The organism is Cellulomonas fimi (assembly GCF_028527925.1).
Taxonomy (GTDB): Bacteria; Actinomycetota; Actinomycetes; order Actinomycetales; family Cellulomonadaceae; genus Cellulomonas; species Cellulomonas fimi_C.
Map to the genome: position 1 here is coordinate 1 of NZ_JAPESW010000021.1, position 25,276 is coordinate 25,276.

Below are 25,276 nucleotides of genomic sequence, written 5' to 3' on the forward strand. Positions count from 1 at the left end.
CGGTGCGCGGTCTCGACGGCGTGGTCGCGGGCGCGGTCGCGGCGGTCGAGGAGCTCGCCGGCCTGGCGGGCGTGGCGGTCGGCGACCTCGTCGGCGTCGGCCTGGGCCTGCCGGGCGTCGTCGACGTGGCCGCGGGGACCGTCGAGCACGCGGTCAACCTCGGCATCGACCAGCGCGTCGCTCTCGCGGCCCTGGTCGCCGACCGCCTGAGACCCGTCCCGGTGCGGCTTGAGAACGACCTCAACGCCGCGGTCGTCGGCGCGGCGCGGTTCGTCGAGCCGCACGCCGACGGTGCGCAGCACGACCTCGCGTTCCTCGCGCTCGGCACGGGCCTGGCGGCGGGCCTGCTGCTCGACGGGCGGCTGCGCCGGGGGTCGCAGGGCGCGGCGGGGGAGATCGGGCACCTGACGTTCGTGCCCGACGGCCTGCCGTGCAAGTGCGGCCAGACGGGCTGCCTCGAGCAGTACGCGTCGGGCTCGGCGCTCGACGCCGCCTGGCCGAGCCGGACCGGCGCCCCGGCACCCGCCGAGGTCTTCGCCGCGGCCGCCGCGGGCGACCCCGAGGCGGTCGCGCTGCGCGACCAGTTCGCGGCCGCCGTCGCCGCGGGAGTGCGTGTGCTCGTCCTCACGTGCGACGTGCGGCACGTCGTGATCGGCGGGGGCGTGAGCGCTGTCGGGGCGCCGCTGCTCGACGCGGTGCGCGGCGTGCTCGACGCGGCCGCCGGCACGTCGCCGTTCCTGGCCTCGATGCGCCTGGCCGACCGCGTGACGCTGGCGCCCGAGGGCGTCCCGGTCGGGGCCGTCGGCGCGGCGCTCGTCGGGCGCGGCGAGTACGACGCATGATCGGCCGCGGCGCAGTCCCGGCCCGACAGGAGGAGTGCTGATGGAGGTCGTCATCGCCCCCGCGGCGGAGCTCGCGCGGATCGCGGCCGACGCGGTCGAGCGGCTGCTCCGGGCGCGCCCGACGGCGGTGCTCGGGCTCGCGACGGGGTCCAGCCCGCTCGCGGTCTACGACGAGCTCGCCCGGCGACACGCGCAGGACGGGCTGTCGTTCGCGCACGCGCGGGCGTTCATGCTGGACGAGTACGTGGGCCTGCCCGCGGACCACCCGGAGCGGTACCGCAACGTCATCGAGAAGGAGATCGCGTCGCGCGTCGACTTCGCCGAGGGCGCGGTGCAAGGCCCCGACGGTCTGGCCGACGACGTGCCCGCGGCGTGCGCGGCGTACGAGCAGGCGATCGCGGACGCGGGCGGCGTGGACCTGCAGATCCTCGGGATCGGCACCGACGGGCACGTCGCGTTCAACGAGCCCGGCTCGTCGCTCGCGTCCCGGACCCGGATCAAGACGCTCACGCGCCAGACGCGCGAGGACAACGCGCGGTTCTTCGGCGGCGACGTCGACCAGGTCCCGACGCACTGCCTCACGCAGGGGCTCGCGACGATCATGGCGGCGCGGCACCTGGTGCTGCTGGCGACCGGTCGGGGCAAGGCCGAGGCGGTGCACCAGCTCGCCGAGGGGCCGGTCAGCGCGATGTGGCCGGCGACCGTCCTGCAGCACCACCCGCACGTGACGGTGCTCGTCGACGACGCCGCCGCGTCCCGCCTGCAGCTCGCGGACTACTACCGCGAGACGTACGCCGCGAAGCCGGGCTGGCAGGGCCTCTGACGCGTGCCCGTGCCGTGCGTCACGGCAGCAGCGCCCGCAGGAGCGCGAAGAACGCGGCGGCGACCGCGGCCATGGCCGGCAGCAGCCACGCGAGCGCGATCCCGGCGCGCACGTTGCGGCGACGCTCGTCGCGCGGGTCCGACCCCGGCGCGACGACCACCGTGTGCTCGGGCCGGCGCACCGCGATCCAGGTCTGCCACCCTGCCTCGGCCAGCAGCAGCACGGCGCCGACGACCGCGGCGACGGCGGCTGTCGTTGTGACGAGAGGCGCGGTCGCGACGCGGTCGAGGACGACGAGCGCGACCAGCAGCGCGGCCACGGTGCCCGCGAGCGCGAGGCGGCTGCGCACCGCGACCTGGACGGTGGCGACCGCGCCGCCGACGAGCACGAGCGGCAGCAGGACGCGGCCGACTGTCACGTCGAGCGTCGGTCCGTCGGCGCCGACGGCCCACAGCAGGAGCAGCAGCCCGACGACGCCGACGGCGGCGGGGACGAGCTCGCGCCCGACCCCGGCGAACCGCGGCGCGTGGGTGTCGACGCGGCTCGCGGCGTAGGTGCGCGCGTCGCCGAACGCGTCGGCCGCGGTCTGGCCGCTGTCGGCGCAGAACTGCTCGACCTCCGCGAGCGCCTCGCCGACGGCGCGACCGTCGGCGCCGCGGTCGCGCAGCTCGAGCACGAACGTGGTGCGCCAGTGCTCGGGGACCAGCGTGGACGTGGGCGCCGACGGGTCGGTCATGCGCGTGCCTCCTCGGGGCGGTCGCGGCGGTCGGCCGCGGACGTGAGCTCGACGGTGAGCGTGGCGAAGGTCCGCCACGCGTCGGCGCGCGCGGCGAGCGCGGTGCGTCCCGCCGCCGTGAGCGCGAAGTACTTCCGGCCGGGGCCGCCCTCGCCGGGCTCCCAGCGCGTGGTGACGTGCCCGGCCTGCTCGAGGCGGGCGAGCAGCGGGTAGAGCGTGCCGCCCTTGATCGTGCCGACGCCGAGCTCGTCGAGCCGGGCAGCGAGCGCGTACCCGTAGGTCTCGCCCTCGGCGAGGACGGCGAGGACGCACAGGTCGAGGACGCCGCGCAGCCACTCGCCGGGCCAGGGGGTCGTCGTCACGAACTAGACAGTACGACTATCTAGTCAGCGTGTCTATCTAGTCGGCGCGGTGGTGTCGCACTCGGGAGCGTGGGTGCCGCGACGTAGACTCCTGCGCATGACCGAACCCCTCCCGCCGACCGGCCCCGCCGACCCGAACGACCCGGGCCAGGGCACGTCGACGAGCGTGCTCGAGCGCCAGGAGACGCACGAGCAGGTCGAGCCGGGCGATCACGAGCGCTTCGCGCACTACGTGCGCAAGGAGAAGATCATGGAGTCCGCGATGAGCGGCAAGCCCGTGGTCGCGCTCTGCGGCAAGGTCTGGGTGCCGGGCCGGGACCCGAACAAGTTCCCGGTGTGCCCCGTGTGCAAGGAGATCTACGAGGGGCTGCGCGAGCCGCAGGACGGTGAGGGTGCGTCCGGCGACGGTGGCTCCGAGGGCTCGGGCGGGGGTCGTCGCTGGGGCTTCGGCCGCGGCGGCAAGTGAGCGCGGCCGCACGCCCGTCCTCCACCACGTCCCACGCCTCCACGTCGGCGGCCTCCCACCTGCCGCCGGCGTTCCCCGGGCGTGCGCCGTGGGGGACCGCGGGCAAGCTGCGTGCGTGGCAGGCCGAGGCGCTCGACCTGTACCGGGAGCGCGCGCCGCGTGACTTCCTCGCGGTCGCGACGCCGGGAGCGGGCAAGACGACGTTCGCGCTCCGCATCGCGACCGAGCTGCTCGAGGCGCGCGCCGTGCGCCGCGTCACGGTCGTGGCGCCGACCGAGCACCTGAAGAAGCAGTGGGCGGACGCCGCGGCGCGCGTCGGGATCCGGCTCGACCCGAACTTCTCGAACGCGCAGGGCCGCCACGGCCACGGGTTCGACGGGGTCGCCGTCACGTACGCGCAGGTCGCGTCCAAGCCCGCGCTGCACGCGGCGCGGACGACCGCCGAGCGCACGCTCGTCATCCTCGACGAGGTGCACCACGGCGGCGACGCGCTCTCGTGGGGCGACGCGGTCCGGGAGGCCTTCGAGGACGCGACCCGACGCCTCGCGCTCACGGGCACGCCCTTCCGGTCCGACACCGCGGCGATCCCGTTCGTGCAGTACGCGCGGGACCACGAGGGGATCCGCCGGAGCGTCGCGGACTACACGTACGGTTACGGCGACGCGCTGCGCGACCACGTCGTGCGGCCCGTGATCTTCCTGTCCTACAGCGGCTCGATGCGCTGGCGCACGCGCGCGGGCGACGAGGTGAGCGCGCGCCTCGGCGAGCCGCTGACCAAGGACATGACCGCCCAGGCGTGGCGGACCGCGCTCGACCCGAACGGCGAGTGGATCCCGAGCGTGCTCGCCGCGGCCGACCGGCGCCTCACCGAGGTGCGGCGGGCGGTGCCCGACGCGGGCGCGATGATCATCGCGACCGACCAGACCGACGCGCGCGCGTACGCCGGCCACCTGGCGCGGCTCACGGGGGAGTCGCCGACGGTCGTGCTGTCCGACGACGACGGCGCGAGCGACCGCATCGACGAGTTCTCCGCGGGCGACTCGCGCTGGCTCGTCGCGGTCCGCATGGTGTCCGAGGGCGTCGACGTGCCGCGTCTCGCGGTCGGCGTCTACGCGACGAGCACCGCGACGCCCCTGTTCTTCGCGCAGGCCGTGGGGCGGTTCGTGCGGGCCCGCAAGCGGGGCGAGACGGCGTCGGTGTTCCTCCCGTCCGTCCCGCAGCTCCTCGCGCTCGCGAGCAGCCTCGAGCTCGAGCGCGACCACGCCCTCGACCGGCCGCAGACGGCCGAGGAGCAGGGCGTCGACTTCAACCCCGAGGACGCGCTGCTCGCGGCGGCGAACGCCGAGCAGAACGGCCCCGACGCGGTCGGGCCGGACGGCAAGCAGGGCACGTTCGAGGCGCTCGAGGCGCAGGCGTCGTTCGACCGCGTGCTGTTCGACGGCGGCGAGTTCGGCACCGAGGCCGCGGTCGGCTCGGACGAGGAGCTCGACTTCCTCGGCCTGCCCGGCCTGCTGGACGCCGACCAGGTGTCGGCGCTGCTGCGGCAGCGGCAGGCCGACCAGCTCAAGGGCAAGCGCCGCCCGGCGGCGGCCGAGCCGGCGCCCGAGATGGACCACCGCAAGCAGGCGGAGCTGCGCAAGGAGCTCGCGCAGCTGGTCGGGGCGTGGTCGCGGCGGAGCGGGCAGCCGCACGGCGCGGTGCACGCGGAGCTGCGCCGACGGTGCGGGGGACCGGAGGTCGCGCTCGCGGACCCGGCGCAGCTGACGGCGCGTGTCGCGATGCTGCGCGGCTGGTTCGTCGGCAAGAAGTGACGCGCGATACGCCTCGGTAGCGCGACCAGGCAATCCCCGTCTCACCATGTGGGACAGTGACAATTCCCTCATATGCCCAGGTCAGAGCGCTGGACGCGCGACCACATAGCAGCGTCGCTTCGTCGTGCAACTCGTCCTCTCGGCGTGCGGAGCCCTCGCGGGTTCGGCAACGTCTTCCTCGTGCTTCACGGCGCCGGGTTCCCCCGGACGCTCACGGTGACCACGAAGAAAGGGGTCGCACCATGCCCAGCTGGCTCATCCTCGTCCTCGTCGGAGCGGTTCTCCTCATCCTCGGCTTCGCCGGGGTCGGTGAGTTCCTCCTGTGGATCGGTATCGCCGTCCTGGTCGTCAGCCTGATCCTCGGCCTGGTCGGCCGCGGTCGCGGCCGCGCCCGGATCTGACCGGGCCGCGGCGCGGGCGGCGGGGGTCTAGCCCCCCTGTACCCCCGCCCCGCGTCCGCGGCCTGGTCCTCGCGCAGCGGTCTGGCCGGACGGTCCCTCAGTCCCGTCCGGCCAGCCGCAGTGTCACGGTCGGCACCGCGGCCTCGTCGGCCGACAGCCGTCGCGCACCGCGCGGCAGCTCGTCCCGCGAGGCGCGGTGCCGATCCCGTGCCCGGCGCACACCCTCGGGACCCGTCCACGACGGGTCCACCTCGCCGCCGGTCACGAGGGGCACGTGCAGCGCCCGCAGCTCGCCGCCCTCGGGCTCCCACGCCGCGACCGCCGCGTCGGGACCCGTGACCAGCACCTCCTCGACGGCCCGCCCGTCCGGCCCCCGCCGTCGCGCCGCCGTCTTGCGGCCCCCGACGCTCGTCTTCGCCGACGACCTCTTCTCGACCGGCGCGAGCGCACCGTCACGGCCCTCGCGGGCCACGAGCTTGTAGACCATGCCGCACGTCGGCGCCCCCGAGCCGGTCACGACCGACGTCCCGACGCCGTAGACGTCCACCGGTGCGGCCGCGAGCGCCGCGATCGCGTACTCGTCGAGGTCCGACGTCACCACGATCCGCGTGTCGTGCGCGCCGGCGGCGTCGAGCTGCGCGCGCACCTCCTGCGCGAGCACCCCGAGGTCACCCGAGTCGAGCCGCACCGCGCCGAGACCCGTGCCGGCCGCGGCGAGCGCGCGCTCGACCCCGCGCTTCACGTCGTAGGTGTCGACCAGGAGCGTCGTGCCCGGCCCCTGGGCCGCGACCTGCGCCGCGAACGCCGCCTCCTCGTCGTCGTGCAGCAGCGTGAACGCGTGCGCCGCGGTCCCGATCGTGTCGAGGCCGTAGCGGCGCCCCGCCTCGAGGTTCGACGTCGCCGCGAACCCCGCGACGACCGCGGCGCGGGCCGCCGACACCGCGGCCTCCTCGTGCGCGCGCCGTGCGCCCATCTCCAGCACCGGCCGGTCGACCGCGGCGCTCGTCATGCGCGACGCCGCCGACGCGACCGCGGAGTCGTAGTTGAGGATCGACAGCGCGAGCGTCTCCAGCAGCACCGCCTCGGCGAACGTGCCCTCGACGACCAGCAGCGGCGACTGCGGGAAGAAGACCTCGCCCTCGGCGTACCCGCGGATCGACCCGGTGAAGCGGTACGCGGACAGGAACTCGAGCGTCGCGTCGTCGACCACGCCCTCGTCGGAGAGCCAGTCGAGCTCGCGCGACGTGAACCGGAACGCGGGGAGCGCCTCGAGCAGCCGGCCCGTGCCCGCGACCACCCCGTACCGACGGCCGGGCGGCAACCGGCGCGTGAACACCTCGAACACGCAGCGGCGGTGCGCGGTGCCGTCGGCGAGCGCCGCCTGCAGCATCGTGAGCTCGTAGCGGTCGGTGAGCAGCGAGGTCACGGGGACGGCGGCGGGCTGCGGGTGCGTCATGCGGCCAACGTAGGGCGCCCGGGGACAGGCGGCGCGCCCGGCGCGCACGGGCACCTACAGTGGTCGGGTGCCCGTCCAGACCGCGCCCGACGAACGCGTCGAGGCCGCCGAGCAGGCGGCCGTCGCCGACCCGTGGGTCACCATCGTGTGGAACGACCCCGTGAACCTCATGTCCTACGTGACCTACGTGTTCGAGACGTACTTCGGCCACCCGCACGAGAAGGCCGAGAAGCTCATGCGCCAGGTGCACGAGGAGGGGCGGGCCGTGGTGTCGAGCGGGTCCCTCGAGGGCATGGAGGTCGACGTGCAGGCGATGCACGGGTTCGGCCTGTGGGCGACCCTGCAGCGCAGCGGGGTCTGATGCGCGCGTTCACCGAGAAGCACGGTGCATTCGTCGCACGGCTCGACGCCTCCGAGCGCGAGGTCGTCGCCGCGCTCGTCGCGGACGTCGCGCAGCTGCTGGGGGCGCCGCGGTTCGACGAGGTCGGTCCGGGTGCGGCGCCCGAGGTTCCGCTGCTCCGCACCGAGGACGTCGCCCCGCCGCAGGACCCGGCCGTGCGTCGGCTGCTGCCCGACGCCTCGCAGGACGACCCGGACGTCGCCGCCGAGTTCCGCCGCCTGACCGAGGACGACCTGCGCGCCCGTAAGGTCGCGCGCCTCGGGGTGATGTGGACGCTGCTGACGACGCCCGGCGACGGCCGACGTCAGGACCTCCTGACGGTCGCCCCGAAGGACGCCCCCGAGCTCGCGGCGGCCATCACCGACCTGCGGCTCGTGCTCGCCGAGCGCCTCGACGTGCGCACGGACCAGGACGCCGAGCAGCTGTACGACGTGCTCGCCGACGACGCACAGGGTCAGGACGTCGACGTCCGGCGCTACCTCGTGTCGCTCTACGGCGCGCTCAGCTGGCTGCAGGAGTCGCTGGTCGGGCTCATGCTCGAGCACGCGCGGCGCGGCGGTGCGTCCGGCGGCCCGTCGCACGAGGGTTAGGCTCTCGCCCGTGAACGACGCCCCGATCGGCATCTTCGACTCCGGCGTCGGCGGTCTCACGGTGGCACGGTCCATCCTCGACCAGCTGCCGCACGAGTCGACCCTCTACATCGGCGACACGCTCAACACCCCGTACGGGCCCAAGCCGCTCGCCGCGGTGCGCGCGCACGCGCTCGAGGTCATGGACGACCTGGTCGACGCGGGCGTGAAGCTGCTGGTCATCGCGTGCAACACCGCGTCGGCCGCGATGCTGCGGGACGCGCGCGAGCGGTACACGCTGCGCCGCGGCATCCCCGTCGTCGAGGTCATCCTCCCCGCGGCCCGCCGTGCGGTCGCCGCGACCCGCACCGGCCGGATCGGCGTCATCGGCACGCGCGCGACCGTCGAGTCGCGCGCCTACGACGACGCGTTCGCCGTCGCCCCGGGCGTCACGCTCACCACGCAGGCGTGCCCGCGCTTCGTGGAGCTCGTCGAGGCCGGCATCACGTCGGGGCCCGAGGTGCTGGCCGTCGCGCGCGAGTACCTGGAGCCCGTCAAGGAGGCGGGCGTGGACACGCTCGTCCTCGGCTGCACGCACTACCCGCTGCTGACCGGCGCGATCTCGTACGTCATGGGTGACGAGGTCACGCTCGTCTCGAGCGCCGAGGAGACCGCGAAGGACGTGTACCGCACGCTCGTCGCGCACGACCTCGAGCGTGACCCGGTCGCGGGCCCACCGTCGCACCGGTTCCTCGCGACGGGCGACCCGGACGCGTTCCAGTCGCTCGCGCGCCGGTTCCTCGGCCCCGAGGTCGAGTCCGTCGAGTCGCGGATGGCGCTGCGATGAGGCTCGTCGTCGTGGGCAGCGCGGGCTCGTTCCCCGGTCCCGACGCGGCCGCGTCCGGCTACCTCGTGCAGGCCGACGACGCCGACGGGCGCAGGTGGACCGTCCTGCTGGACCTGGGCAACGGCGCGCTGGGGCCGCTCCAGCGGTACGGCGACCCGACGCGGCTCGACGCGATCGGCCTCTCCCACCTGCATGCGGACCACGTCGCCGACATGGTCGTGCTCAACGTGCTCCTGCGGTACCACCCGGACGGTGCCCTGCCGCCCGTCGACGTGCACGGCCCCGGGGGCACGGCGCAGCGGCTCACGCAGATCGCGGGCGGCGACCCGGCGACCGACGTGGGCAAGCAGTTCACGTTCCACGCGTGGGACCCCGAGGCGCCCGTCGTCGTCGGCCCGCTGACGCTGACGCCGGTGCCGGTCGAGCACCCGATCCCCGCCTTCGGGATCCGGGTCACCGGTCCGTCCGAGGCCGACCCGTCGGCGACCGTGACGCTCGCGTACACCGGTGACACCGACGCGTGCGCGGGCCTCGACGCGCTCGCCGACGGCGTCGACCTGCTGCTCGCGGAGGCCGCGTTCGTCGAGGGGCGCGACGACGCGGTGCGCGGCGTGCACCTCACCGGCAGGCGCGCCGGCGAGGCCGCCGCCCGCGGCGGTGCCCGGCAGCTCGTGCTCACGCACATCCCCGCGTGGAACGACCCGCAGGTCGCGGTCGCGGAGGCGCGCGCGGTCTACGACGGACCCGTGGCGCTCGCCCGGCCGGGCGACGTGCACACCCTCTGACGCGACACCCGCGGACGCGCCCCAGCGACGACGGGCCCGGCTGGCACGCTGTGCGGTCATGCGCACCCGTACCGCCCGCCCGCCCGCGGGTCCGTCGTTCGACGTCGCCGTCCGATGGGCGCCCCGGTGGGCCCGGGTGTTCCGCCGGTTGCGCCGGTCGCACCGCCGCAGCCGGGAGGGGGCGGACGTCGCGCTCGACGGAGTGGGGGAGCTCGCGGGCGGCCTCGACGACCTCGGCGGGGTGGTCGCGTGGATCGTCGGCGCGGTCGCATTCGTGCTCGGCGTGCTGCTCGTGTGGCTCTTCCTGGTGCCGCTGCTGCTCGTCGTGCTGGACCTCCTCGTCGTGGTCGTCGTCCTGGTCCTCGCGTTCGTCGGGCGGCTGCTCCTGCGCCGCCCCTGGGCCGTCGCGGTGACGCCCGCGGGCGACGACGACGCGCCCGCCGTCGCGGTCGCCGACGTCATGGGCTGGCGTCGTGCGCTGCGCGTCCGCGACGCGATCGGTGCGCGGCTGGCCGCCGGTGCGCCGCCCGAGCAGGCGGTGCTCGACGTCGCGCTCGGCGACCCGGCGGTGACCCCGCGTGCGGTCGTCCCGTCAGTGCCGACCGCACCGGAGGCGTGAGCGGGCAGCGACCCGCCGACGCGCGGGCCGCGGTCGGACGCCCGGCCGGGGTGTCGCGCCGCGCGGTTAGGCTCGTCCGCATGACCGCCACCACCCCCGCGCTCCGCGCCGACGGGCGTCGCCCCGACGAGCTGCGCCCCGTCACGCTCACCCGCCGCTTCCTCGACGCGGGGGAGGGCAGCGTCCTCGTCGAGTTCGGCGGGACCAAGGTGCTGTGCGTGGCGTCGTTCACCGAGGGTGTGCCGCGCTGGCGCAAGGGCTCGGGCGAGGGCTGGGTCACCGCCGAGTACGCGATGCTGCCGCGTGCCACCACCACCCGGTCGGACCGCGAGTCGGTCAAGGGCCGCGTCGGCGGCCGTACGCAGGAGATCTCGCGCCTCATCGGCCGCTCGCTGCGCGCCGTCGTCGACGTGTCGGCGCTCGGCGAGAACACGATCGTCCTCGACTGCGACGTCCTCCAGGCCGACGGCGGTACCCGGACCGCGGCGATCACGGGCGCCTACGTCGCGCTGGCCGACGCGGTCGCGTGGGCGACACAGCAGCGCATCGTCAAGCCCGGCCGCACGGTGCTGCGCGACTCGGTCGCCGCGGTGTCCGTCGGCATCGTCGACGGCGTCCCGGTGCTCGACCTGCCGTACGTCGAGGACGTCCGCGCCGAGACCGACATGAACGTCGTCGTCACCGGCTCGGGCGCGTTCGTCGAGGTGCAGGGCACGGCGGAGCACGCGCCGTTCGACCGGCGCGAGCTCGACGCGCTGCTCGACCTCGCGGTCGCCGGTGGTGCGCAGCTCACCGCGCTGCAGGCCGCGGCGCTCGCGTCCGCGCCCGGCGACGGCACCGCGACGCGCCTCGTCACGGGGGTCGACGCGGTGGACGTGGACGAGGTGGGCGCGTGACCGTGCCCGCCGGCGCGCGGCTCGTCCTCGCGACCCACAACGCGCACAAGATCGGCGAGCTCCGCGCGATCCTGTCCCCGTCGCTGCCCGGCCTCGACGCCGCGGCGGTGGTCGGCGCGGGCGCCGTCGGCGCGCCCGAGCCCGTCGAGGACGGCGTGACGTTCGCCGAGAACGCGCTGCTCAAGGCGCGTGCGCTCGCCGCGTTCACCGGCCTGCCCGCGGTCGCCGACGACTCCGGGCTCGCGGTCGACGTGCTCGGCGGCGCGCCCGGCATCTTCTCCGCGCGCTGGGCCGGCCGGCACGGCGACGACGCCGCGAACCTCGACCTGCTGCTCGCGCAGCTCCGCGACGTCAAGCCCGAGCACCGGGGCGCACGCTTCGTGTGCGCCGCCGCGCTCGTCACGCCCGACGGGTTCGAGCACGTCGAGACGGGCGCGCTCGTCGGCACGCTCGCCGCCGCACCCCGGGGCGCGCACGGCTTCGGCTACGACCCGGTGCTCGTCCCGCTCGGCGAGGAGCGCACGTGCGCCGAGCTCGACCCGGCCGAGAAGAACGCGATCAGCCACCGCGGCCAGGCGTTCCGCGCGCTCGCCCCGACGCTGGTGCGGGTGCTGGGCGGATGACGCTGCCCGCCCGGCGGGACGTGCACGCGGTCGTCGACCACGTGCACGTCGCCGCCGACGCGGTGACGTTCGCCTACGGGGAGCAGGTCGTCCTCGACGCCGTCGACCTCGTCGTGTCCGCGGGTGACCGTGTGGGGCTCGTCGGGGAGAACGGCGCGGGCAAGACGACGCTGCTGCGGCTGCTCGCGGGCGACCTCGCGCCGCTGTCCGGGTCCGTGCGTCGCGCGGGCACGCTCGCGGTCGTCGAGCAGGAGCTCGACGAGCCCGCGGGGACCACGGTCGGGTCGCTCGTCGAGCGGGCGCTCGCGGCCGTGCGGGCCGCGTCGGCCGAGCTCGAGGCCGCGATCGAGGGTTTCGACCACGAGTCCGGCGACCTGACCCGGCTGACGGCCGCGATGACGCGGTACGAGCACCTCGCCGCGTGGGACGCCGACCGGCGCGTCGACGAGGCGCTCACGCGGTTCGGCGCGCCGCGCGACCGCGACCGGGCGCTCGACCGGCTCAGCGTGGGGGAGCGGTACCGGGTGCGGCTCGCGTGCCGGATCGGCGAGCGCGCGGACGTGCTGCTGCTCGACGAGCCGACCAACCACCTCGACGCCGCCGGGGTCGACTACCTGACGGCCCAGCTGCGGGACTGGCCGGGGGCGGTCGTCATCGTCACGCACGACCGGCGGCTGCTCGACGACGTCATGACGGCCATCCTCGACCTCGACCCGTCGATGGACGGCCGCCCGGCGCTGTACGGCGCGACGCGCTACGCCGACTACCGGTTCGCGAAGGACCAGATGCTGCGGCGCTGGCGGGCCCGGTACCGCGCGGAGCGCAAGCGCGCGCAGGCGCTGGCCGAGCGGCTCGACACCGCCTACGAGGGGCTGTCCGACGAGTGGCGCCCGCCCAAGGGGTCGCAGAAGCACCGCCGTGGCACGCGCGCCCGCATCCACGTGAAGGCCGCCGACCGGCTGATCCAGCGCCTGGAGGCCGACGCCGTCGAGGTGCCCGTGCCGCCGCCCGCGCTCGCGTTCCCCGACCTGCCGTCGGTGCCCAAGCCGCTCGCGGGTGACCGCGGCGGCGGCGGACCGCTGCTGGAGCTGCGCGCGCCGCGCGTCGACGGCGGCCCCGGCGGGCGTCCCCGGCTCGACCTGCCCGGGCGGCGCATCGAGGTCCCGCCGTGCGGCCGGCTGCTCGTCACGGGCCCGAACGGGTCCGGCAAGTCGACGCTGCTCGCGGCGCTGGCGGGCACGGTCGCGCTCGACCGCGGGACGCGCGCGCTCGCGCCGGGGGCCCGGCTCGGGGTGCTCGCGCAGGAGGGTCCGACCGAGCACGCCGCCCCGGCGGCCGCCGACGGGTCGTCGCCAAGCGCGTTCGACGCGTACGCGCGGCACGCGCTCGACCTGCTCGACGCCGGCCGCATCGACCCCGAGCAGCTCGTGCCCGTCGCGGCGCTCGGGCTGCTGAGCGAGGAGGACCTCGAGCGGCCGTTGCGCGAGCTCTCCGTCGGTCAGCGCCGCCGGTTCGACCTCGCGTGCGCGCTTCTCGCCGCGCCGCACCTGCTGATCCTCGACGAGCCCACGAACCACCTGTCCGTCGGGCTGGTCGACGAGCTCACCGACGCGCTGCGGCTCACGTCAGCGGCGGTCGTCGTCGCGACGCACGACCGCAGGATGCGCGCCGACCTGGCGGACTGGCCGGAGCTCACGCTCGGCTGAGCGACGGACGCACCGGCGGGCGCGCCCGTCGCGTCGTCACGTCAGGGTCAGGGCAGGCGGCCGACGTGCGCCATCGCCTGGCGCAGCAGCAGCCCCTGGCCGCCGTTCATCTCGACCTGCACCTGCTCGGCGCACGCCTCCTCGGGCGTGAGCCACGCGAGGTCGATCGCGTCCTGCTGCGGGCGGCAGTCGCCCGACACGGGCACGACGTACGCGAGCGAGACCGCGTGCTGGCGGGGGTCGTGGTACGGCGTCACGCCGGGCGTGGGGAAGTACTCGGCGACGGTGAACGGCTGCGGCGACGCGGGGATCTGCGGGAGCGCGACGGGCCCGAGGTCCTTCTCGACGTGCCGCACGAGCGCGTCGCGCACCCGCTCGTGGTACATGACCCGGCCGCTGACCAGCGCGCGCGACATCACGCCCTCGGGCGTGACGCGCAGCAGCAGCCCGACGGCGACCACGTCGCCCGAGTCGTCGACGCGCACGGGCACGGCGTCGACGTAGAGGATCGGGATCTGCGAGCGGACCTTGGCGATGCGCTCGGGGCTGAGCCAGCCCGCGGGGCGCTCGGGTCCGGGTGGGAACTCGGCGGTGTCGGTCACGGTGCAGTTCTACCGCGAGCCGCGGGCGGTCGCGGCCAGGCGCGCGTGCCCGGGTGCTCACAGCGGCCGCGGGAATATCGGCCGGGGCGCGTGCGCTCTACGTGGCGGACCTGACAACCAGGAGGTGCCACGTGGCGACGACCACGCTGACGGCCGAGACGATCGGCCAGGTCATCAACGAGAACGACATCGTGCTCATCGACTTCTGGGCCGAGTGGTGCGGACCGTGCAAGATGTTCGGCCCCATCTTCGAGAAGTCGTCGGAGGAGCACCCCGACGTGGTGTTCGGCAAGGTCGACACCGAGGCCGAGCAGCTCATCGCGGCCCAGCTCCAGATCTCCGCGATCCCGACGATCATGGCCTTCCGCGAGGGCGTGCCGGTCTACCGGCAGTCCGGCGCCCTGCCGGGCCCGATGCTGGAGAAGGTCGTGGCCGCGGTGAAGGATCTCGACATGGACGAGGTGCGCGAGAAGATCGCCGCCGCCGAGCAGTCGGCGACCGCCGAGGCCTGACGCGTGCGGCGTCGCGCGACCCGCACGGGTCGGCGCGGCGCTGACGAGCCAGGACGTGCATGACGGCCCGGCCGCAGGGGTTCCGCCCCCGCGGCCGGGCCGTCGTCGTACCCGGCGTGCCGCTGCCAGACCCCCGGGTTACGGTTTCCTGACACCGCTCTCACACCGAGCGCGTCCAGAGGGGGCCGCGCGGGGAGCGGTGCGGTGGGCCGCAACGAGGCGGCCGGCCGATCACGCAGGGGCTGCCGCACGACGTCGTGCCGCTCACCCCTGCCCAGAGGGGCTGACATGAGCACATCACCATCCCGGCGTCGTCCGGGAACGACCGCACTGGTCCTCATCGCCGCCGGCCTGCTGGCCGGTTCCGTCGTCGTCGCACCGGCCGCCACCGCGGCGGACACGGTGCCCGTGGGGCGGGGGAGCTATCTCACGTCGCCGCCCGGGCCGACGCCGGAGGGCTGCGACGCCCTGGAGGCGGACCCGCGCGCGTACCTCACGGACGACGCGCCCGCCGGGCCGCTGCCGACGAACGACTGGTGGTCCTCGCTGCTGTTCAAGCGGTGGAACTGCACGGCGTCCGAGCCGCTGCACGCCCACCCGGTGTCGTACCAGCCGACGGAGTCCGGCCTCGGGCTCTCGGTGACACGTGACACCGTGGTGTCCGGCACCCCCGGCGGGGTCGGCGAGTTCCACTACCCGTACAGCCAGGACGTGCTCGTCGGCGTCGCCGGCCTGCGCGCACCGGTCGTCGAGGTCGCCGACTGGAGCGACTGGACCGTGACGCCGTCGTGGGAGAGCGGCGGCAAGCGGCTGCGCGCCACGATCGGGCACGGCCTGCCGATCAGCTGGTACCACCTCACCGGCGGTGACGCCGTGCTGACCGCGGCGGACGACCTGCGCGTCTGGCTGCGCGACGGCTCGACCCTGGGCTTCACGGCGGGCGGCAGCGACTACGTCGCCTACGCGCCGAGCGGCGCGTCCTGGACGGTCTCCGGCACGACGCTCACGAGCGGGCTCGCGGGTCGCGGCTTCCTCGCCGTCGCGGCGCTCACGACCGCGTCGGGATCGACCGACGCGCAGCGCACCACCGAGGCCCGGGCGCTCGCGCCCTACGCGTTCGACGAGGTCACCGACTCACGCGTGTCGTGGACGTACGACGAGGGCGCGTCCCGCGTCCGCACGACGTACGCGCTCACGACGACCGCGCTGCAGGGGAAGTCGCGCGGCACGGTCGTCGCGCTCTACCCGCACCAGCAGCGGTACGTGGCGGACACGGAGGGCCCGGGGACGACCAGCGAGCTCGGCACCTACGTGTCACCGCGCGGCACGATGACGGCCTACGCCGGCGCCACGTCGTTCACCACGACGACGCCGTTCACGGGCATCCTCCCCGAGGTGCCGGCCGTCGCGACGTCGACCGGCCCCGCGCGCGACCGGCTCGACGCCCTGCTCGACGAGGCCGCGACCGACGACCTCGGGGTCCTGCGCGCCGACACCTACTGGACGGGCAAGGCGCTCGGGCGGGCCGCCCGCATCGCCGAGATCGCCGACCAGCTCGGCCGCACCGACGTGCGCGACCGCACGCTGACCGCGATGCGCACCACGCTCACCGACTGGTTCACCGCGACCGGCGGCAAGACCGAGCGCGTGTTCGCCTACGACGCGCGCTGGGGCACGCTCATCGGATACCCCGCGTCGTACGGCTCCGACACCGAGCTCAACGACCACCACTTCCACTACGGCTACTACGTGGCCGCCGCGGCGACGCTCGCGCGGTTCGACCCGCAGTGGGCCGCCGACTACGGCGGCATGGTCGACGTGCTCGTGCGCGACGCCAACGGCTACGACCGGTCCGAGAAGCGGTTCCCGTTCCTGCGCGACTTCGACCCGTACGCCGGGCACGACTGGGCGTCCGGCCACGGGGCCTTCGCCGCCGGCAACAACCAGGAGTCGAGCTCCGAGGGCATGAACTTCGCCGCTGCGCTCGTCCAGTGGGGAGAGGCGACGGGGCGGCAGTCCGTCCGCGACGCGGGCGCCTACCTCTACGCGACGCAGGCCGCCGCGATCCAGGAGTACTGGTTCGACCGCGCCGAGGCCATCCCCGACGGCTTCGGGCACAGCACCGTCGGCATGATCTGGGGCGACGGCGGGGCGTACGCGACGTGGTTCAGCGGCGAGGCCGAGATGATCCAGGGCATCAACACCCTGCCGATCACGGGCGGGCACCTCTACCTCGGGCTGCGTCCCGACGACGTGCGCGCCAACTACGCCGAGCTCGTCCGCGCCAACGGCGGCCCGCCGACCGTCTGGCAGGACATCCTGTGGAGCTACCTCGCGCTCGGGGACGGTCCCCAGGCGCTGCGCGAGCTCGAGGCGAACCCGGGCTACACCGTCGAGGAGGGCGAGTCGCGGGCGCACACGTACCACTGGATCGCCAACCTCGCGGCGCTCGGGACGCTCGACGCGACCGTCCGGGCCGACCACCCCCTGGCCGCGGTGTTCCGCGGGTCGCAGGGGCGGACGTACGTCGCGTCGAACGTGACGGCGGCGGCGCTCACCGTGCGGTTCTCCGACGGCACGACGCTGCGCGTGCCCGCCGGCCGGACCGTCACGTCCGGTGCGCACACGTGGAGCGGCGGCAACGGACCGGGCGGTCCGACGACCACCCCGACTCCCAGCCCCACGCCGACCGCGACGCCGACGCCGACCCCCACACCGACGCCGACGCCCACGCCCACGCCGAAGCCCACGCCGAAGCCGACGCCCACGCCGACCCCGACACCGACGGTGCCGTCGTCGGACGCCTCGACGCTCTACCTCGACGGGGACGGCGGGCTCGTCACGAGCCCGGTGACGTCACCGGCGACGGTGACGCTCCCGCGCGCCGCGGGCATCGACACGGCGACCGAGCCGGCCGCCGCGGTCGTCGCGACGGTCGAGGGCGTGAGCGGCGCGCCCACCACGGCAGGGACCCGGTTCGACCTCGCGCTCGACGCGGGCGGCGTGGTCGGCAACGGCACGCGCGTGTCGGTGTCGTACGACCTCACGGGCGACGGCACGTGGGACCGCGTCGAGGTCTACCGGTACTTCGCGACCGACCCGGTGCCGGGCGTCGAGCGGTACACCGAGGTCGTCGGCACCGAGCGGGTCACGGGCACGCTCGGGCGGCTGACGAACGGCACGGTGCGCGTCGCGGTGTGGAACGCGATCGGCTCCGGCCCGTCGACGGTCCGCCTGGCCGACTCGGTGGTCCGTCTCCCGCTGCGCCCCGCGAGCTGACGGTCTGACGCGCGACGGCCCGGCACGGGGGAGCTCCCCGGTGCCGGGCCGTCGTCGTGGTGCGGGAGACGGGACTCGAACCCGCACGCCCTCTCGGGCACCAGGACCTAAACCTGGCGTGGCTACCGTTTCACCACTCCCGCGCGCCCGAGTGTGGCACACGTCGCGGTGGTCACCGGGGTCCGCCGGGGCGGCCGCACGGTCGGTGGGGTCTCGGCCCGCGGTCAGGCGATCTTGAGGTCCCGGCGCAGCTTCGCGACGTGCCCGGTCGCCTTCACGTTGTACTGCGCGAGCTCGACCTTGCCCTCGGGGTCGACGACGACCGTCGAGCGGATCACGCCCGTCACGGTCTTGCCGTAGAGCGACTTCTCGCCCCACGCGCCCCACGCCTCGAGCACGCCGCGCTCGGTGTCCGACGCGAGCGGGAAGGTCAGGTGCTCGGCCTCGGCGAACTGCGCGAGCTTGTCGACCGGGTCGGGCGAGACGCCGATGACCTTGTACCCCGCGCCCTGCAGCGACGCTAGCGAGTCGCGGAAGTCGCACGCCTGCGTCGTGCAACCCGGCGTCATCGCGGCCGGGTAGAAGTACACGACGACGTGCTCGCCGCGCAGGTCGGACAGCGTGACGCTGCCGCCGTCCGCGGTGGGCAGCGTGAAGTCGGGGGCGAGGTCGCCGACGGCGAGACGAGGCACGAGGACGCTCCGGTGGTCGCAGGGGAGGCGTCGGCCGGTCGACGCCGCGGTCAGCCTACGTCGCGCGCACGGTAGCGTCGTGCGGGTGACCGCTCCCGCTCCCGACGCCCGTCCCGGGCTGCCGATCCGCATGCTCAACGACCGTCTCCTCGTGTCCGTCGACGGCGACCCCGCCGAGCGCCGGTCGTCCGCGGGCATCGTCATCCCGGCCACCGCGGCCGTCGGCAAGCGGCTCGCGTGGGCGTCGGTCGTGGCGGTCGGCCAGCACGTGCGCCAGGTCGAGCTGGGGGACCGCGTGCTGTTCGACCCCGAGGACCGTGCCGAGGTCGAGCTGGCCGGCGCGACGTACCTGCTGCTGCGTGAGAAGGACGTGCACGCGGTCGCGACCGAGCGCGGCTCCGGTGAGGGCACCGGGCTGTATCTGTGACGATCCTGGGGAACCGGACACCGACCTTGCACGACGCGTCCCCGTGGTGTGCCATGGAGACAGCCGGACGCCTGACCAAGGACCACCAGGAGCCCCCGATGAGCGACGACCAGCCCGAGACCCTCGCCGTGCCCGACGCCGAGCGTGTCCGTGAGCTGCTCGAGGCGCACGTGCCGCTCACCCTGATCGCCGACCTGACGGCCGCCGAGGCCGTGCCCTCGCAGGAGATCCTCGAGAAGGAGGGCCTGCCCGAGGAGGAGTGGTGGCAGCCGGAGAACGGCACCCCGCAGGCCAGCGGGGACGGCCGTTCCTGACGTCGCGTGACGGTCGTCACGACGGCCCGATCCGATTGGCTTCCCGGGCCGGACGGCTGCTAACGTTCTCAACCGCGCGCCATTAGCTCAATTGGCAGAGCAGCTGACTCTTAATCAGCGGGTTCGGGGTTCGAGTCCCTGATGGCGCACCAGCACGAAGGCCCTTCACCGCACGGTCGGTGAGGGGCCTTCGTCGTGCTGCGAGGGGACCTCGTGGTGCGGGACGACGTCGCCGTCGGCTGCCGCGGGCGCCCGGTCGCGCGCGGACTCGACGGGCAGCAGGACGGCCCCGACGAGGAAGCAGACCGCCCCGACGAACGTCCCCGCGTTGACGAGCGCCACGTTCGCCATCTCGTCGGTGCCGTGCAGGTAGCGGGCCGCGACGGCGGCCACGCCGAACGCGATCGAGCCGGCCAGGTTGAGGGCGGCGATCGTCCACCCGACCGACCGGTCCGGGCGGGGGAGCGCGCCGCGGTTCACCTCCGCGTAGGCGAACCAGCTCGCCACGAGGAAGCACACCGAGCCGAGCACGTCGGGCGCCCACACGAGCGTCTTCTCGCCCGCGACCGCGAGGCCCGCGCGGGTCGCGCTGAACGTGCTGACGTTGAACAGCACCGTGCCGACCAGCTGCACGGCGGACGCCCACAGGTCGATGCGGTCCGGTCGGAAGCCCACGAGGGCTGCGAGCCGGCCGCGCGGAGGCGTGGTCGCGAGGACGTCCCGCGGTGCGCGCGCGGCCTCGTCGTACTGCAGGTACGCGGCGCTCGTGAAGAACACCGACCCGACCGCGAACGTCCACGCCGTGACCGCCGGCGCCACGGCGTCGACGTACGCCGGCAGCGACCCCAGCGCGAAGCACACCGAGCCGATCGCGAAGAGCGCGCCGATCCACCAGCTCCACGCGTCGGCGCCGCGGTGGCCGCCTGCGGCCGTGGGAGCCGCCGCTGCGGGTGCGCGCAGGCCCAGGCCCTTGCGGTGCCGCCGCGACGTCCACTCCACCTCGGCGCCGTCCGGGCGCCGCAGGACGGCGTGCGTGACGAACGGACCCGGGCCGCGGGCGTCGACCGCGGTCCAGCCGTCCGGCAGGTCGGGCAGCGCCGAGGTGCGCGTCACGCCCGCAGACCGGTACGCGCCTTCGCGTGGGCGGCGGCCTTGTCGGGCGCCGTCCACACGTCCGGCTTGGCGGCGGAGCGGACGGTCGGCTGCTCGGCGGCGAGCGACTCCCACGCGTGGTCGAGGTCGCGCAGCAGCATCTCGATCATCGTGCGGCTCAGGTCGAGGCGGACGACGACGCGCATCAGGTGCACGTCCTGCGCGTCGGCCGGGAGGCTGTAGGCGGGCACGATCCAGCCGTTCTCCCGCAACCGGGCCGACATGTGGTAGACGTCGAAGCCGGGATCGTCCTTGATGCGGAAGGTCACGACGGGTTCGGCCAGGCCGGGGTTGAGGATCTCGAACCGGCCCGACGCCGTGAGCGCCTCGTTGAGGTGGCGGGCGTTGGCGAGCATCGTCTCGACGATCGCGGTGTACCCGTCCCGGCCGAGCCGCAGGAAGTTGTACATCTGCGCCTGGATCATCGCGGACCCGCGCGAGAAGTTGAACGTGTACGTCGGCTGCGCGCCGCCCAGGTAGTTGACGCTGAACACGAGGTCCTCGGGAAGCCGCGACGCGTCGCGGAAGATCAGCCAGCCGACCCCCGGGTAGACGAGCCCGTACTTGTGCCCGGACGCGTTGATCGACGCGACCTGCTCGAGGCGGAAGTCCCACCGCAGGTCAGGCTCGGCGAAGGGCGCGACGAACGCACCGCTCGCGCCGTCGACGTGCAGCGGGATGTCCCAGCCCTTCTCCGCCTTGATCCGCACGAGCAGGTCGTTGATCTCCTCGATCGGGTCGGCCTCGCCGATGTGCGTCGTCCCCAGGACGGCACCGACGGCGATGGTGTTCTCGTCGACCTGCGCCTCGACGTCGGCCGCGCTCAGCACGTAGCGGTCGGGCCGCATGGGGATCTTGCGCATCTCGACGTCGAAGTAGTTCGCGAACTTGTCCCACACGACGTGCGTCTCCGCACCGAACACCACGTTCGGCCGGTCCGCGGGCCGGCCCGCCGCGAGCTGACGGTGCCGCCACGCGCGCTTGTGCGCCAGCAGGCCGAGCATGATCGCCTCGGACGAGCCGATCGTCGCGACCCCCACGACCTTCGCCGGGTCCGGCGCGTGGAACAGGTCGCCCAGCATGTGCACGCAGGCCTCCTCGACGAGCGACGCCGCCGGGTACTCCTCGTGGTCGATGTGGTTCTTGCGCAGCGAGTCGTGGATCAGCTGCTCGGCCTGGGGCTCCATCCACGTCGTGACGAACGACGCCAGGTTGAGCGTCTCGCGCCCGTCGAGCATGAGCCCCGTGTGCAGGAGCTCGTAGACCTCGTCGGACCCGAGGCCGTGCTCGGGGAACCGCGACCTGTCGAACTGCTCGCGGAAGCTCGGCCGCCCGTGGATCGGTCCGAGCGCAGCGCTGCCCTGGGATGTCTCGCTCACGTCGCCCCTCCGTCGTCGACGCCGGGAGCTCACGGCCGGTTGCCGTCTCCGGCGGACCCTCGGTGCGAACGTAGCAGCGCGGTCCGGACGAAAGCACCCACGACGGACACGCCGACGGCGCCGCAACCTGCGGACGGGCCCGCGGCCCGCCACGATGGGGCGATGCCGAGTCAGCAGGAGTTCGACGTCGTGGTGGTGGGCGGCGGAGCCGTCGGCGAGAACGTCGCCGACCGTGCGAGCCGCACCGGGTTGAGCGTGGCGCTCGTGGAGCACGCGCTCGTCGGGGGCGAGTGCTCCTACTGGGCGTGCATGCCGTCGAAGGTGCTGCTGCGCGCGGGCGCGGTGCTCGCAGCGGCGCGTGGCGTGCCGGGCGCGAAGGCCGCGGTCGCCGACTCCACGGTCGACGCGGCCGCCGTGCTCGCACGGCGTGACGAGATCGTGCACCACTGGGACGACGCCAGCCAGGTGTCGTGGGTCGAGTCGGCCGGGCTCACGCTGCTGCGCGGCCACGCGCGGCTCACCGGCCCGCGCACCCTGCTCGTCTCGGGCGAGACCGAGACGGAGGTGCGCGCGCGGCACGCGGTCGTGCTCGCGACCGGCTCCGAGCCCGTCGTCCCCGACGTGCCCGGCCTGGCCGAGGCCGGCTTCTGGACGAGCCGCGAGGCGACCGCCGTCCGCGAGGTCCCGGCGCGGCTCGCGGTCCTGGGCGGCGGCGTCGTCGGGGTCGAGATGGCGCGCGCCTACGCCGACCTCGGCTCGGAGGTGACGATCGTCGTGCGGGGCGGCCGTCTCCTCGGCAACGCCGAGCCGTTCGCGGGCGAGGCCGTGGCCGACGACCTGCGCGCGGCCGGCGTGCGCGTCCTGCTGCACGCCGAGACGACCGCCGTCCGGCGCGACGACGGCGGTGTGCACCTCGAGATCGGCGCGACCTCGGGCGGCCCGCACCCCGACGCGAGCGTCGTGCACGCGTCCGAGGTGCTCGTCGCGACCGGGCGCCGCCCCCGCACGGGGCAGCTCGGCCTCGAGACCGTCGGCCTGACACCGGGGGAGCCGCTGCGTGTCGACGACGCGCTCCAGGTCGTCGGCGTCGACGAGGGCTGGCTGTTCGCCGCGGGCGACGTCACGGGCCGCACCGCGACCACCCACCAGGGCAAGTACGACGCGCGCGTGGTGGGCGACGTGGTCGCCGCGCGCTTCCACCCGGACGGCGCCGACGCGGACGGCGGACCGGGCGCGGAGCGCGACGCCGCGCCGTGGAGCCGCTACCGGGCGACCGCCGACGTCGCCGCCGTGCCGCAGGTCGTGTTCAGCCGGCCCGAGGTCGCGTGGGTCGGCCGCACCGAGGCGCAGGCGCGCCGCGACGGGATCGACGTGCGGGTCCTGCGGTACGACCTCGCCGACGTCGCCGGAGCGTCCGTGGCCTCCGAGGACTATCCGGGCGTCGCGCAGCTCGTCGTCGACCAGGGACGGAACGTGGTCGTGGGCGCGACGTTCGTGGGGCCGGACGCCGCGGAGATGCTGCACGCCGCGACGATCGCCGTCGTCGGCGAGGTGCCGCTCGACCGCCTGTGGCACGCCGTGCCGTCGTACCCGACGGTCTCCGAGGTGTGGCTGCGGCTCCTCGAGGCCGCGGGCCTCTGAGACGACGGACGGCCCCGTCGGCGGCGGGTGAGCCGCCGGCCGGCGGGGCCGTCGTGTCGAGTCGCTCGCGGGTCAGTCGGTCGCGAGCGAGCCGTCGCTCGACAGCACGAGGCCGATGGCCGCGTCACCCTGGCGCACCGCGGCGCCGATCAGGCCGAAGTCGTACGACTTGAACTCGCCGATCTCCAGGCCGTACGTCTCCTCGAGGCCGGGCTGGCAGAACGGGCGCTCGGGGCACTCGGGCGGCCCGGCGAGGACGAGGCCACCGCACGCCTCGGCGAGCTCGGTCAGCGTGGTCACGTCGTGCTCGTCGGCGAAGGCCTGGGTGACCGCGAACGCGTTCTGGTCCTGCGCGGCCGACGGCTGCCCGACCGCGAGACCCGACTGCTCGGCGAGCGGCGTCAGGGCCGCGACGGTCTCGTCGACGTCGTCGCTCGACACCGACGGCGCGTCGGCGCCGTTCACGCGCGCGTTGAGGAAGTCGGCGAGCGTCGCCGCGTACTCGGGCACGGTCGAGAGCGTGCCGTCGACGAGCGCCGGCAGGTAGGTGTCGCGGTTGCCGATGGTGCGGACCTCGACCTGGTAGCCGGCCGAGCGCAGCACCTCGCCGTAGATCTCGGCGAGCGTCGCGCTCTCGGAGAAGTTCGCGGCGCCGACGACGAGGGACTGGCCGGCACCCGCGGACGCGTCGCTCGCGGCGAGGCCCTCGTCGGCGACGAACTCCTTCGCGACCTCGCTCGACGTGCGGCGGTCGATGTCGACGGCCTTGTTGAGGTCGATCAGCTTGTCGGTGTCGAGCGCCGCCGACACGGTGTCGAGCAGCTCGATCACCGCCGGGCTCTGCTGCGCCACGCCCGCGTTGACCGCGGGGATGATGTTGTCGGCGTTCTGCAGGCCCCCGTCGTCCTCGAGGACGACGAGCTGCTCACCCGCGACGGGGTCGCAGACGGGCTTGCCCGAGGTGCCGGACGAGGTGGGGTCGGCCTCGCCGCCCCCGGAGCCGGGAGTGCCGCACGCGCCGAGCACGAGCACGGCGGCGGCGAGGATCGCGAGACGGGCGGGACGGGTCGTGCGCATGGCGGTCTCCTGACGTCTGCCGACGACGGTCACGGGTGGGTAGCCCCGCTGGTCGAGGGTGCGGAGCGGGTCATCTCGAAGGGGCGGGTTCATTGGACAGGTCGGGGGTGGTGGCGGCAACCGGGGCAGCGGCACCGTGGGCCGCGTCACGTCGACGACCGCGGCGCGCGCCCGTCGGACGCGCGGCCCGGTCGCGGGAGCGCAGGCCGGCTGGCGTGACCGCGCGCTGGGCGAGCGCGAGCAGCCCTTCGGCGATCAGGCACAGGGCGGCGACGAGCAGGCCGCCCGCGAGCACCTGCCCGTAGCGCTGCGTGCCGAAGCCGGTGACGACGATCGTGCCGAGGCTCCGACCGCCGACGAGCGCGGCGAGCGGCACGGTCGCGAGGACCTGGACGGCCCCGGTGCGCACGCCCGCGGCGAGCAGGGGCACGGCGAGCGGGAGCTCGACGGCCCACAGCCGCCGCGTCCCGGACATGCCGACGCCGCGTGCGGCGTCCCGGATGCCCGGGTCGACCTCGCCGAGACCGGTGACCGCGCCGGACAGGAGCGGCGGCACGGCGAACACGGCGCACGCGAGGACCGTCGCGGGGTTGCCGAACAGCCCGCTCGCGGCGAGGAGCGTGAGCAGCGCGAGCGTGGGCAGCGCGCGCGTGGTGTTCGCGACGACGACGCCGACCGTCGCGCCGCGACCGCGGTGCCCGAGCCACAGCCCCAGCGGCAGCGCGACGACCGCGGCGAGCAGCACGGCCTGCACCGACACCACGACGTGCGCCCAGGTGAGCGCGAGCACGCCGTTGCGGCCCGTCCAGTTGAGCGGGTCGTTGAGCCAGGCGAACGCCTCGGCCAGGATCTCCACGCG

27 protein-coding genes and 2 tRNA genes are annotated in these 25,276 nt (G+C 75.0%); 19 read left to right on the forward strand and 10 right to left on the reverse strand.

Features of this window, described 5'->3' with window-relative positions:
- Together OMK64_RS11240 and nagB are read left to right on the forward strand one after the other, a co-directional pair.
- The coding region (locus OMK64_RS11240) for an ROK family protein (protein WP_272728477.1) at positions 1 to 842 on the forward strand (842 nt) is incomplete at its 5' end.
- 40 nt (positions 843 to 882) lie between these two features.
- Entirely contained in the window at positions 883 to 1,665 is a 783-nt protein-coding gene (gene nagB, locus OMK64_RS11245) for a glucosamine-6-phosphate deaminase (RefSeq protein ID WP_272728478.1), read from the forward strand.
- A gap of 19 nt (positions 1,666 to 1,684) precedes the next feature.
- Here the strand turns inward: nagB and OMK64_RS11250 are convergent, their stop codons facing one another.
- Positions 1,685 to 2,401 (reverse strand): hypothetical protein, encoded by a 717-nt coding sequence (locus OMK64_RS11250; protein WP_272728479.1) that lies wholly within the window; start codon positions 2,399 to 2,401, stop codon positions 1,685 to 1,687.
- The gene (locus tag OMK64_RS11255; protein WP_272728480.1) at positions 2,398 to 2,763 is read right to left on the reverse strand and encodes a PadR family transcriptional regulator; all 366 of its coding nucleotides are present in this window, start codon (positions 2,761 to 2,763) and stop codon (positions 2,398 to 2,400) included. The genes OMK64_RS11250 and OMK64_RS11255 overlap by 4 nt, the downstream gene beginning before the upstream one ends.
- A gap of 97 nt (positions 2,764 to 2,860) precedes the next feature.
- Here OMK64_RS11255 and OMK64_RS11260 point away from each other — a divergent pair, with 97 nt between their 5' ends.
- The 3 genes from OMK64_RS11260 (at position 2,861) to OMK64_RS11270 (ending at position 5,441) form a co-directional block, all read left to right on the forward strand.
- The gene (locus OMK64_RS11260) at positions 2,861 to 3,229 is read left to right on the forward strand and encodes a DUF3039 domain-containing protein (RefSeq protein ID WP_272728481.1); all 369 of its coding nucleotides are present in this window, start codon (positions 2,861 to 2,863) and stop codon (positions 3,227 to 3,229) included.
- Positions 3,226 to 5,040: a DEAD/DEAH box helicase gene (locus tag OMK64_RS11265; RefSeq protein WP_272728482.1), complete on the forward strand. Its 1,815-nt coding sequence runs from the start codon at positions 3,226 to 3,228 to the stop codon at positions 5,038 to 5,040. The genes OMK64_RS11260 and OMK64_RS11265 overlap by 4 nt, the downstream gene beginning before the upstream one ends.
- Before the next feature lie 242 nt (positions 5,041 to 5,282).
- Positions 5,283 to 5,441: a hypothetical protein gene (locus OMK64_RS11270; protein ID WP_168679405.1), complete on the forward strand. Its 159-nt coding sequence runs from the start codon at positions 5,283 to 5,285 to the stop codon at positions 5,439 to 5,441.
- A gap of 97 nt (positions 5,442 to 5,538) precedes the next feature.
- Here the strand turns inward: OMK64_RS11270 and OMK64_RS11275 are convergent, their stop codons facing one another.
- Entirely contained in the window at positions 5,539 to 6,897 is a 1,359-nt protein-coding gene (locus tag OMK64_RS11275) for a nicotinate phosphoribosyltransferase (RefSeq protein ID WP_272728483.1), read from the reverse strand.
- A gap of 67 nt (positions 6,898 to 6,964) precedes the next feature.
- Between OMK64_RS11275 and clpS the strand changes: the two genes are divergently transcribed.
- The 8 genes from clpS to OMK64_RS11315 all read left to right on the forward strand — a co-directional run bounded on the left by clpS (position 6,965) and on the right by OMK64_RS11315 (position 13,342).
- Positions 6,965 to 7,258, forward strand: a complete 294-nt coding sequence (gene clpS, locus OMK64_RS11280; RefSeq protein ID WP_124344637.1) for an ATP-dependent Clp protease adapter ClpS — start codon at positions 6,965 to 6,967, stop codon at positions 7,256 to 7,258.
- Positions 7,258 to 7,887 (forward strand): DUF2017 domain-containing protein, encoded by a 630-nt coding sequence (locus OMK64_RS11285; RefSeq protein WP_272728484.1) that lies wholly within the window; start codon positions 7,258 to 7,260, stop codon positions 7,885 to 7,887. Before clpS ends, OMK64_RS11285 begins: the two co-directional genes overlap by 1 nt.
- 10 nt (positions 7,888 to 7,897) lie before the next feature.
- Positions 7,898 to 8,713 (forward strand): glutamate racemase, encoded by an 816-nt coding sequence (gene murI, locus OMK64_RS11290; protein ID WP_272728485.1) that lies wholly within the window; start codon positions 7,898 to 7,900, stop codon positions 8,711 to 8,713.
- A complete protein-coding gene (locus tag OMK64_RS11295) occupies positions 8,710 to 9,498 on the forward strand; it encodes an MBL fold metallo-hydrolase (RefSeq protein ID WP_272728486.1) in 789 nt (262 codons plus the stop codon). Before murI ends, OMK64_RS11295 begins: the two co-directional genes overlap by 4 nt.
- Before the next feature lie 58 nt (positions 9,499 to 9,556).
- Complete coding sequence (locus OMK64_RS11300) at positions 9,557 to 10,117, forward strand: hypothetical protein (RefSeq protein ID WP_272728487.1); 561 nt, start codon at positions 9,557 to 9,559, stop codon at positions 10,115 to 10,117.
- 80 nt (positions 10,118 to 10,197) lie between these two features.
- Entirely contained in the window at positions 10,198 to 11,013 is an 816-nt protein-coding gene (gene rph / locus OMK64_RS11305) for a ribonuclease PH (RefSeq protein ID WP_272728488.1), read from the forward strand.
- Positions 11,010 to 11,636, forward strand: a complete 627-nt coding sequence (rdgB, locus tag OMK64_RS11310) for an RdgB/HAM1 family non-canonical purine NTP pyrophosphatase (RefSeq protein WP_272728489.1) — start codon at positions 11,010 to 11,012, stop codon at positions 11,634 to 11,636. The genes rph and rdgB overlap by 4 nt, the downstream gene beginning before the upstream one ends.
- A complete protein-coding gene (locus OMK64_RS11315; protein WP_272728490.1) occupies positions 11,633 to 13,342 on the forward strand; it encodes an ABC-F family ATP-binding cassette domain-containing protein in 1,710 nt (569 codons plus the stop codon). The genes rdgB and OMK64_RS11315 overlap by 4 nt, the downstream gene beginning before the upstream one ends.
- Before the next feature lie 47 nt (positions 13,343 to 13,389).
- On the opposite strand, the gene OMK64_RS11320 is transcribed toward OMK64_RS11315, so the two are convergent.
- Complete coding sequence (locus tag OMK64_RS11320) at positions 13,390 to 13,944, reverse strand: NUDIX hydrolase family protein (protein WP_124344645.1); 555 nt, start codon at positions 13,942 to 13,944, stop codon at positions 13,390 to 13,392.
- A gap of 131 nt (positions 13,945 to 14,075) precedes the next feature.
- Here OMK64_RS11320 and trxA point away from each other — a divergent pair, with 131 nt between their 5' ends.
- Entirely contained in the window at positions 14,076 to 14,456 is a 381-nt protein-coding gene (gene trxA / locus OMK64_RS11325) for a thioredoxin (protein ID WP_272728491.1), read from the forward strand.
- A 288-nt stretch (positions 14,457 to 14,744) separates the two neighbouring features.
- Entirely contained in the window at positions 14,745 to 17,735 is a 2,991-nt protein-coding gene (locus OMK64_RS11330; protein WP_272728492.1) for a glycosyl hydrolase, read from the forward strand.
- A gap of 57 nt (positions 17,736 to 17,792) precedes the next feature.
- Here the strand turns inward: OMK64_RS11330 and OMK64_RS11335 are convergent.
- A tRNA-Leu gene (locus OMK64_RS11335) sits at positions 17,793 to 17,878 on the reverse strand.
- 81 nt (positions 17,879 to 17,959) lie between these two features.
- Entirely contained in the window at positions 17,960 to 18,427 is a 468-nt protein-coding gene (gene bcp, locus OMK64_RS11340; RefSeq protein WP_272728493.1) for a thioredoxin-dependent thiol peroxidase, read from the reverse strand.
- 130 nt (positions 18,428 to 18,557) lie between these two features.
- On the opposite strand from bcp, the gene OMK64_RS11345 reads away from it, so the two are divergent.
- From OMK64_RS11345 to OMK64_RS11355, 3 genes are all read left to right on the forward strand, one after another.
- On the forward strand, positions 18,558 to 18,854 hold the full coding sequence (locus tag OMK64_RS11345) for a GroES family chaperonin (RefSeq protein WP_168677177.1): 297 nt from the start codon (positions 18,558 to 18,560) through the stop codon (positions 18,852 to 18,854).
- 98 nt (positions 18,855 to 18,952) lie between these two features.
- Positions 18,953 to 19,168: a hypothetical protein gene (locus tag OMK64_RS11350; RefSeq protein WP_272728494.1), complete on the forward strand. Its 216-nt coding sequence runs from the start codon at positions 18,953 to 18,955 to the stop codon at positions 19,166 to 19,168.
- 76 nt (positions 19,169 to 19,244) lie between these two features.
- Positions 19,245 to 19,320, forward strand: a tRNA-Lys gene (locus tag OMK64_RS11355).
- Positions 19,321 to 19,333: 13 nt separating this feature from the next.
- Here OMK64_RS11355 and OMK64_RS20900 read toward each other — a convergent pair.
- Together OMK64_RS20900 and gad are read right to left on the reverse strand one after the other, a co-directional pair.
- A complete protein-coding gene (locus tag OMK64_RS20900; RefSeq protein ID WP_272728495.1) occupies positions 19,334 to 20,281 on the reverse strand; it encodes a YrhK family protein in 948 nt (315 codons plus the stop codon).
- Entirely contained in the window at positions 20,278 to 21,699 is a 1,422-nt protein-coding gene (gene gad / locus OMK64_RS11365; protein WP_272728496.1) for a glutamate decarboxylase, read from the reverse strand. Before gad ends, OMK64_RS20900 begins: the two co-directional genes overlap by 4 nt.
- Before the next feature lie 162 nt (positions 21,700 to 21,861).
- Here gad and OMK64_RS11370 point away from each other — a divergent pair, with 162 nt between their 5' ends.
- Positions 21,862 to 23,340, forward strand: coding sequence for a dihydrolipoyl dehydrogenase family protein (locus OMK64_RS11370; protein WP_272728497.1), 1,479 nt, complete (start codon positions 21,862 to 21,864; stop codon positions 23,338 to 23,340).
- Positions 23,341 to 23,412: 72 nt separating this feature from the next.
- Here the strand turns inward: OMK64_RS11370 and OMK64_RS11375 are convergent, their stop codons facing one another.
- Together OMK64_RS11375 and OMK64_RS11380 are read right to left on the reverse strand one after the other, a co-directional pair.
- On the reverse strand, positions 23,413 to 24,417 hold the full coding sequence (locus OMK64_RS11375; RefSeq protein ID WP_272728498.1) for a glycine betaine ABC transporter substrate-binding protein: 1,005 nt from the start codon (positions 24,415 to 24,417) through the stop codon (positions 23,413 to 23,415).
- A 70-nt stretch (positions 24,418 to 24,487) separates the two neighbouring features.
- Complete coding sequence (locus OMK64_RS11380) at positions 24,488 to 25,273, reverse strand: ABC transporter permease (protein WP_272728499.1); 786 nt, start codon at positions 25,271 to 25,273, stop codon at positions 24,488 to 24,490.
- Between the last annotated feature and the right edge of the window lie 3 nt (positions 25,274 to 25,276).

Coding starts and splice junctions, on each gene's coding strand:
- nagB (WP_272728478.1), top strand. CDS start 883: ATGGAGGTCGTCATCGCCCCCGCGGCGGAGCTCGCGCGGATCGCGGCC.
- OMK64_RS11250 (WP_272728479.1), bottom strand. CDS start 2,401: ATGACCGACCCGTCGGCGCCCACGTCCACGCTGGTCCCCGAGCACTGG.
- OMK64_RS11260 (WP_272728481.1), top strand. CDS start 2,861: ATGACCGAACCCCTCCCGCCGACCGGCCCCGCCGACCCGAACGACCCG.
- OMK64_RS11270 (WP_168679405.1), top strand. CDS start 5,283: ATGCCCAGCTGGCTCATCCTCGTCCTCGTCGGAGCGGTTCTCCTCATC.
- OMK64_RS11275 (WP_272728483.1), bottom strand. CDS start 6,897: ATGACGCACCCGCAGCCCGCCGCCGTCCCCGTGACCTCGCTGCTCACC.
- OMK64_RS11285 (WP_272728484.1), top strand. CDS start 7,258: ATGCGCGCGTTCACCGAGAAGCACGGTGCATTCGTCGCACGGCTCGAC.
- OMK64_RS11295 (WP_272728486.1), top strand. CDS start 8,710: ATGAGGCTCGTCGTCGTGGGCAGCGCGGGCTCGTTCCCCGGTCCCGAC.
- OMK64_RS11300 (WP_272728487.1), top strand. CDS start 9,557: ATGCGCACCCGTACCGCCCGCCCGCCCGCGGGTCCGTCGTTCGACGTC.
- rph (WP_272728488.1), top strand. CDS start 10,198: ATGACCGCCACCACCCCCGCGCTCCGCGCCGACGGGCGTCGCCCCGAC.
- OMK64_RS11315 (WP_272728490.1), top strand. CDS start 11,633: ATGACGCTGCCCGCCCGGCGGGACGTGCACGCGGTCGTCGACCACGTG.
- OMK64_RS11330 (WP_272728492.1), top strand. CDS start 14,745: ATGAGCACATCACCATCCCGGCGTCGTCCGGGAACGACCGCACTGGTC.
- OMK64_RS11345 (WP_168677177.1), top strand. CDS start 18,558: ATGCTCAACGACCGTCTCCTCGTGTCCGTCGACGGCGACCCCGCCGAG.
- OMK64_RS11350 (WP_272728494.1), top strand. CDS start 18,953: ATGAGCGACGACCAGCCCGAGACCCTCGCCGTGCCCGACGCCGAGCGT.
- OMK64_RS11370 (WP_272728497.1), top strand. CDS start 21,862: ATGCCGAGTCAGCAGGAGTTCGACGTCGTGGTGGTGGGCGGCGGAGCC.
- OMK64_RS11375 (WP_272728498.1), bottom strand. CDS start 24,417: ATGCGCACGACCCGTCCCGCCCGTCTCGCGATCCTCGCCGCCGCCGTG.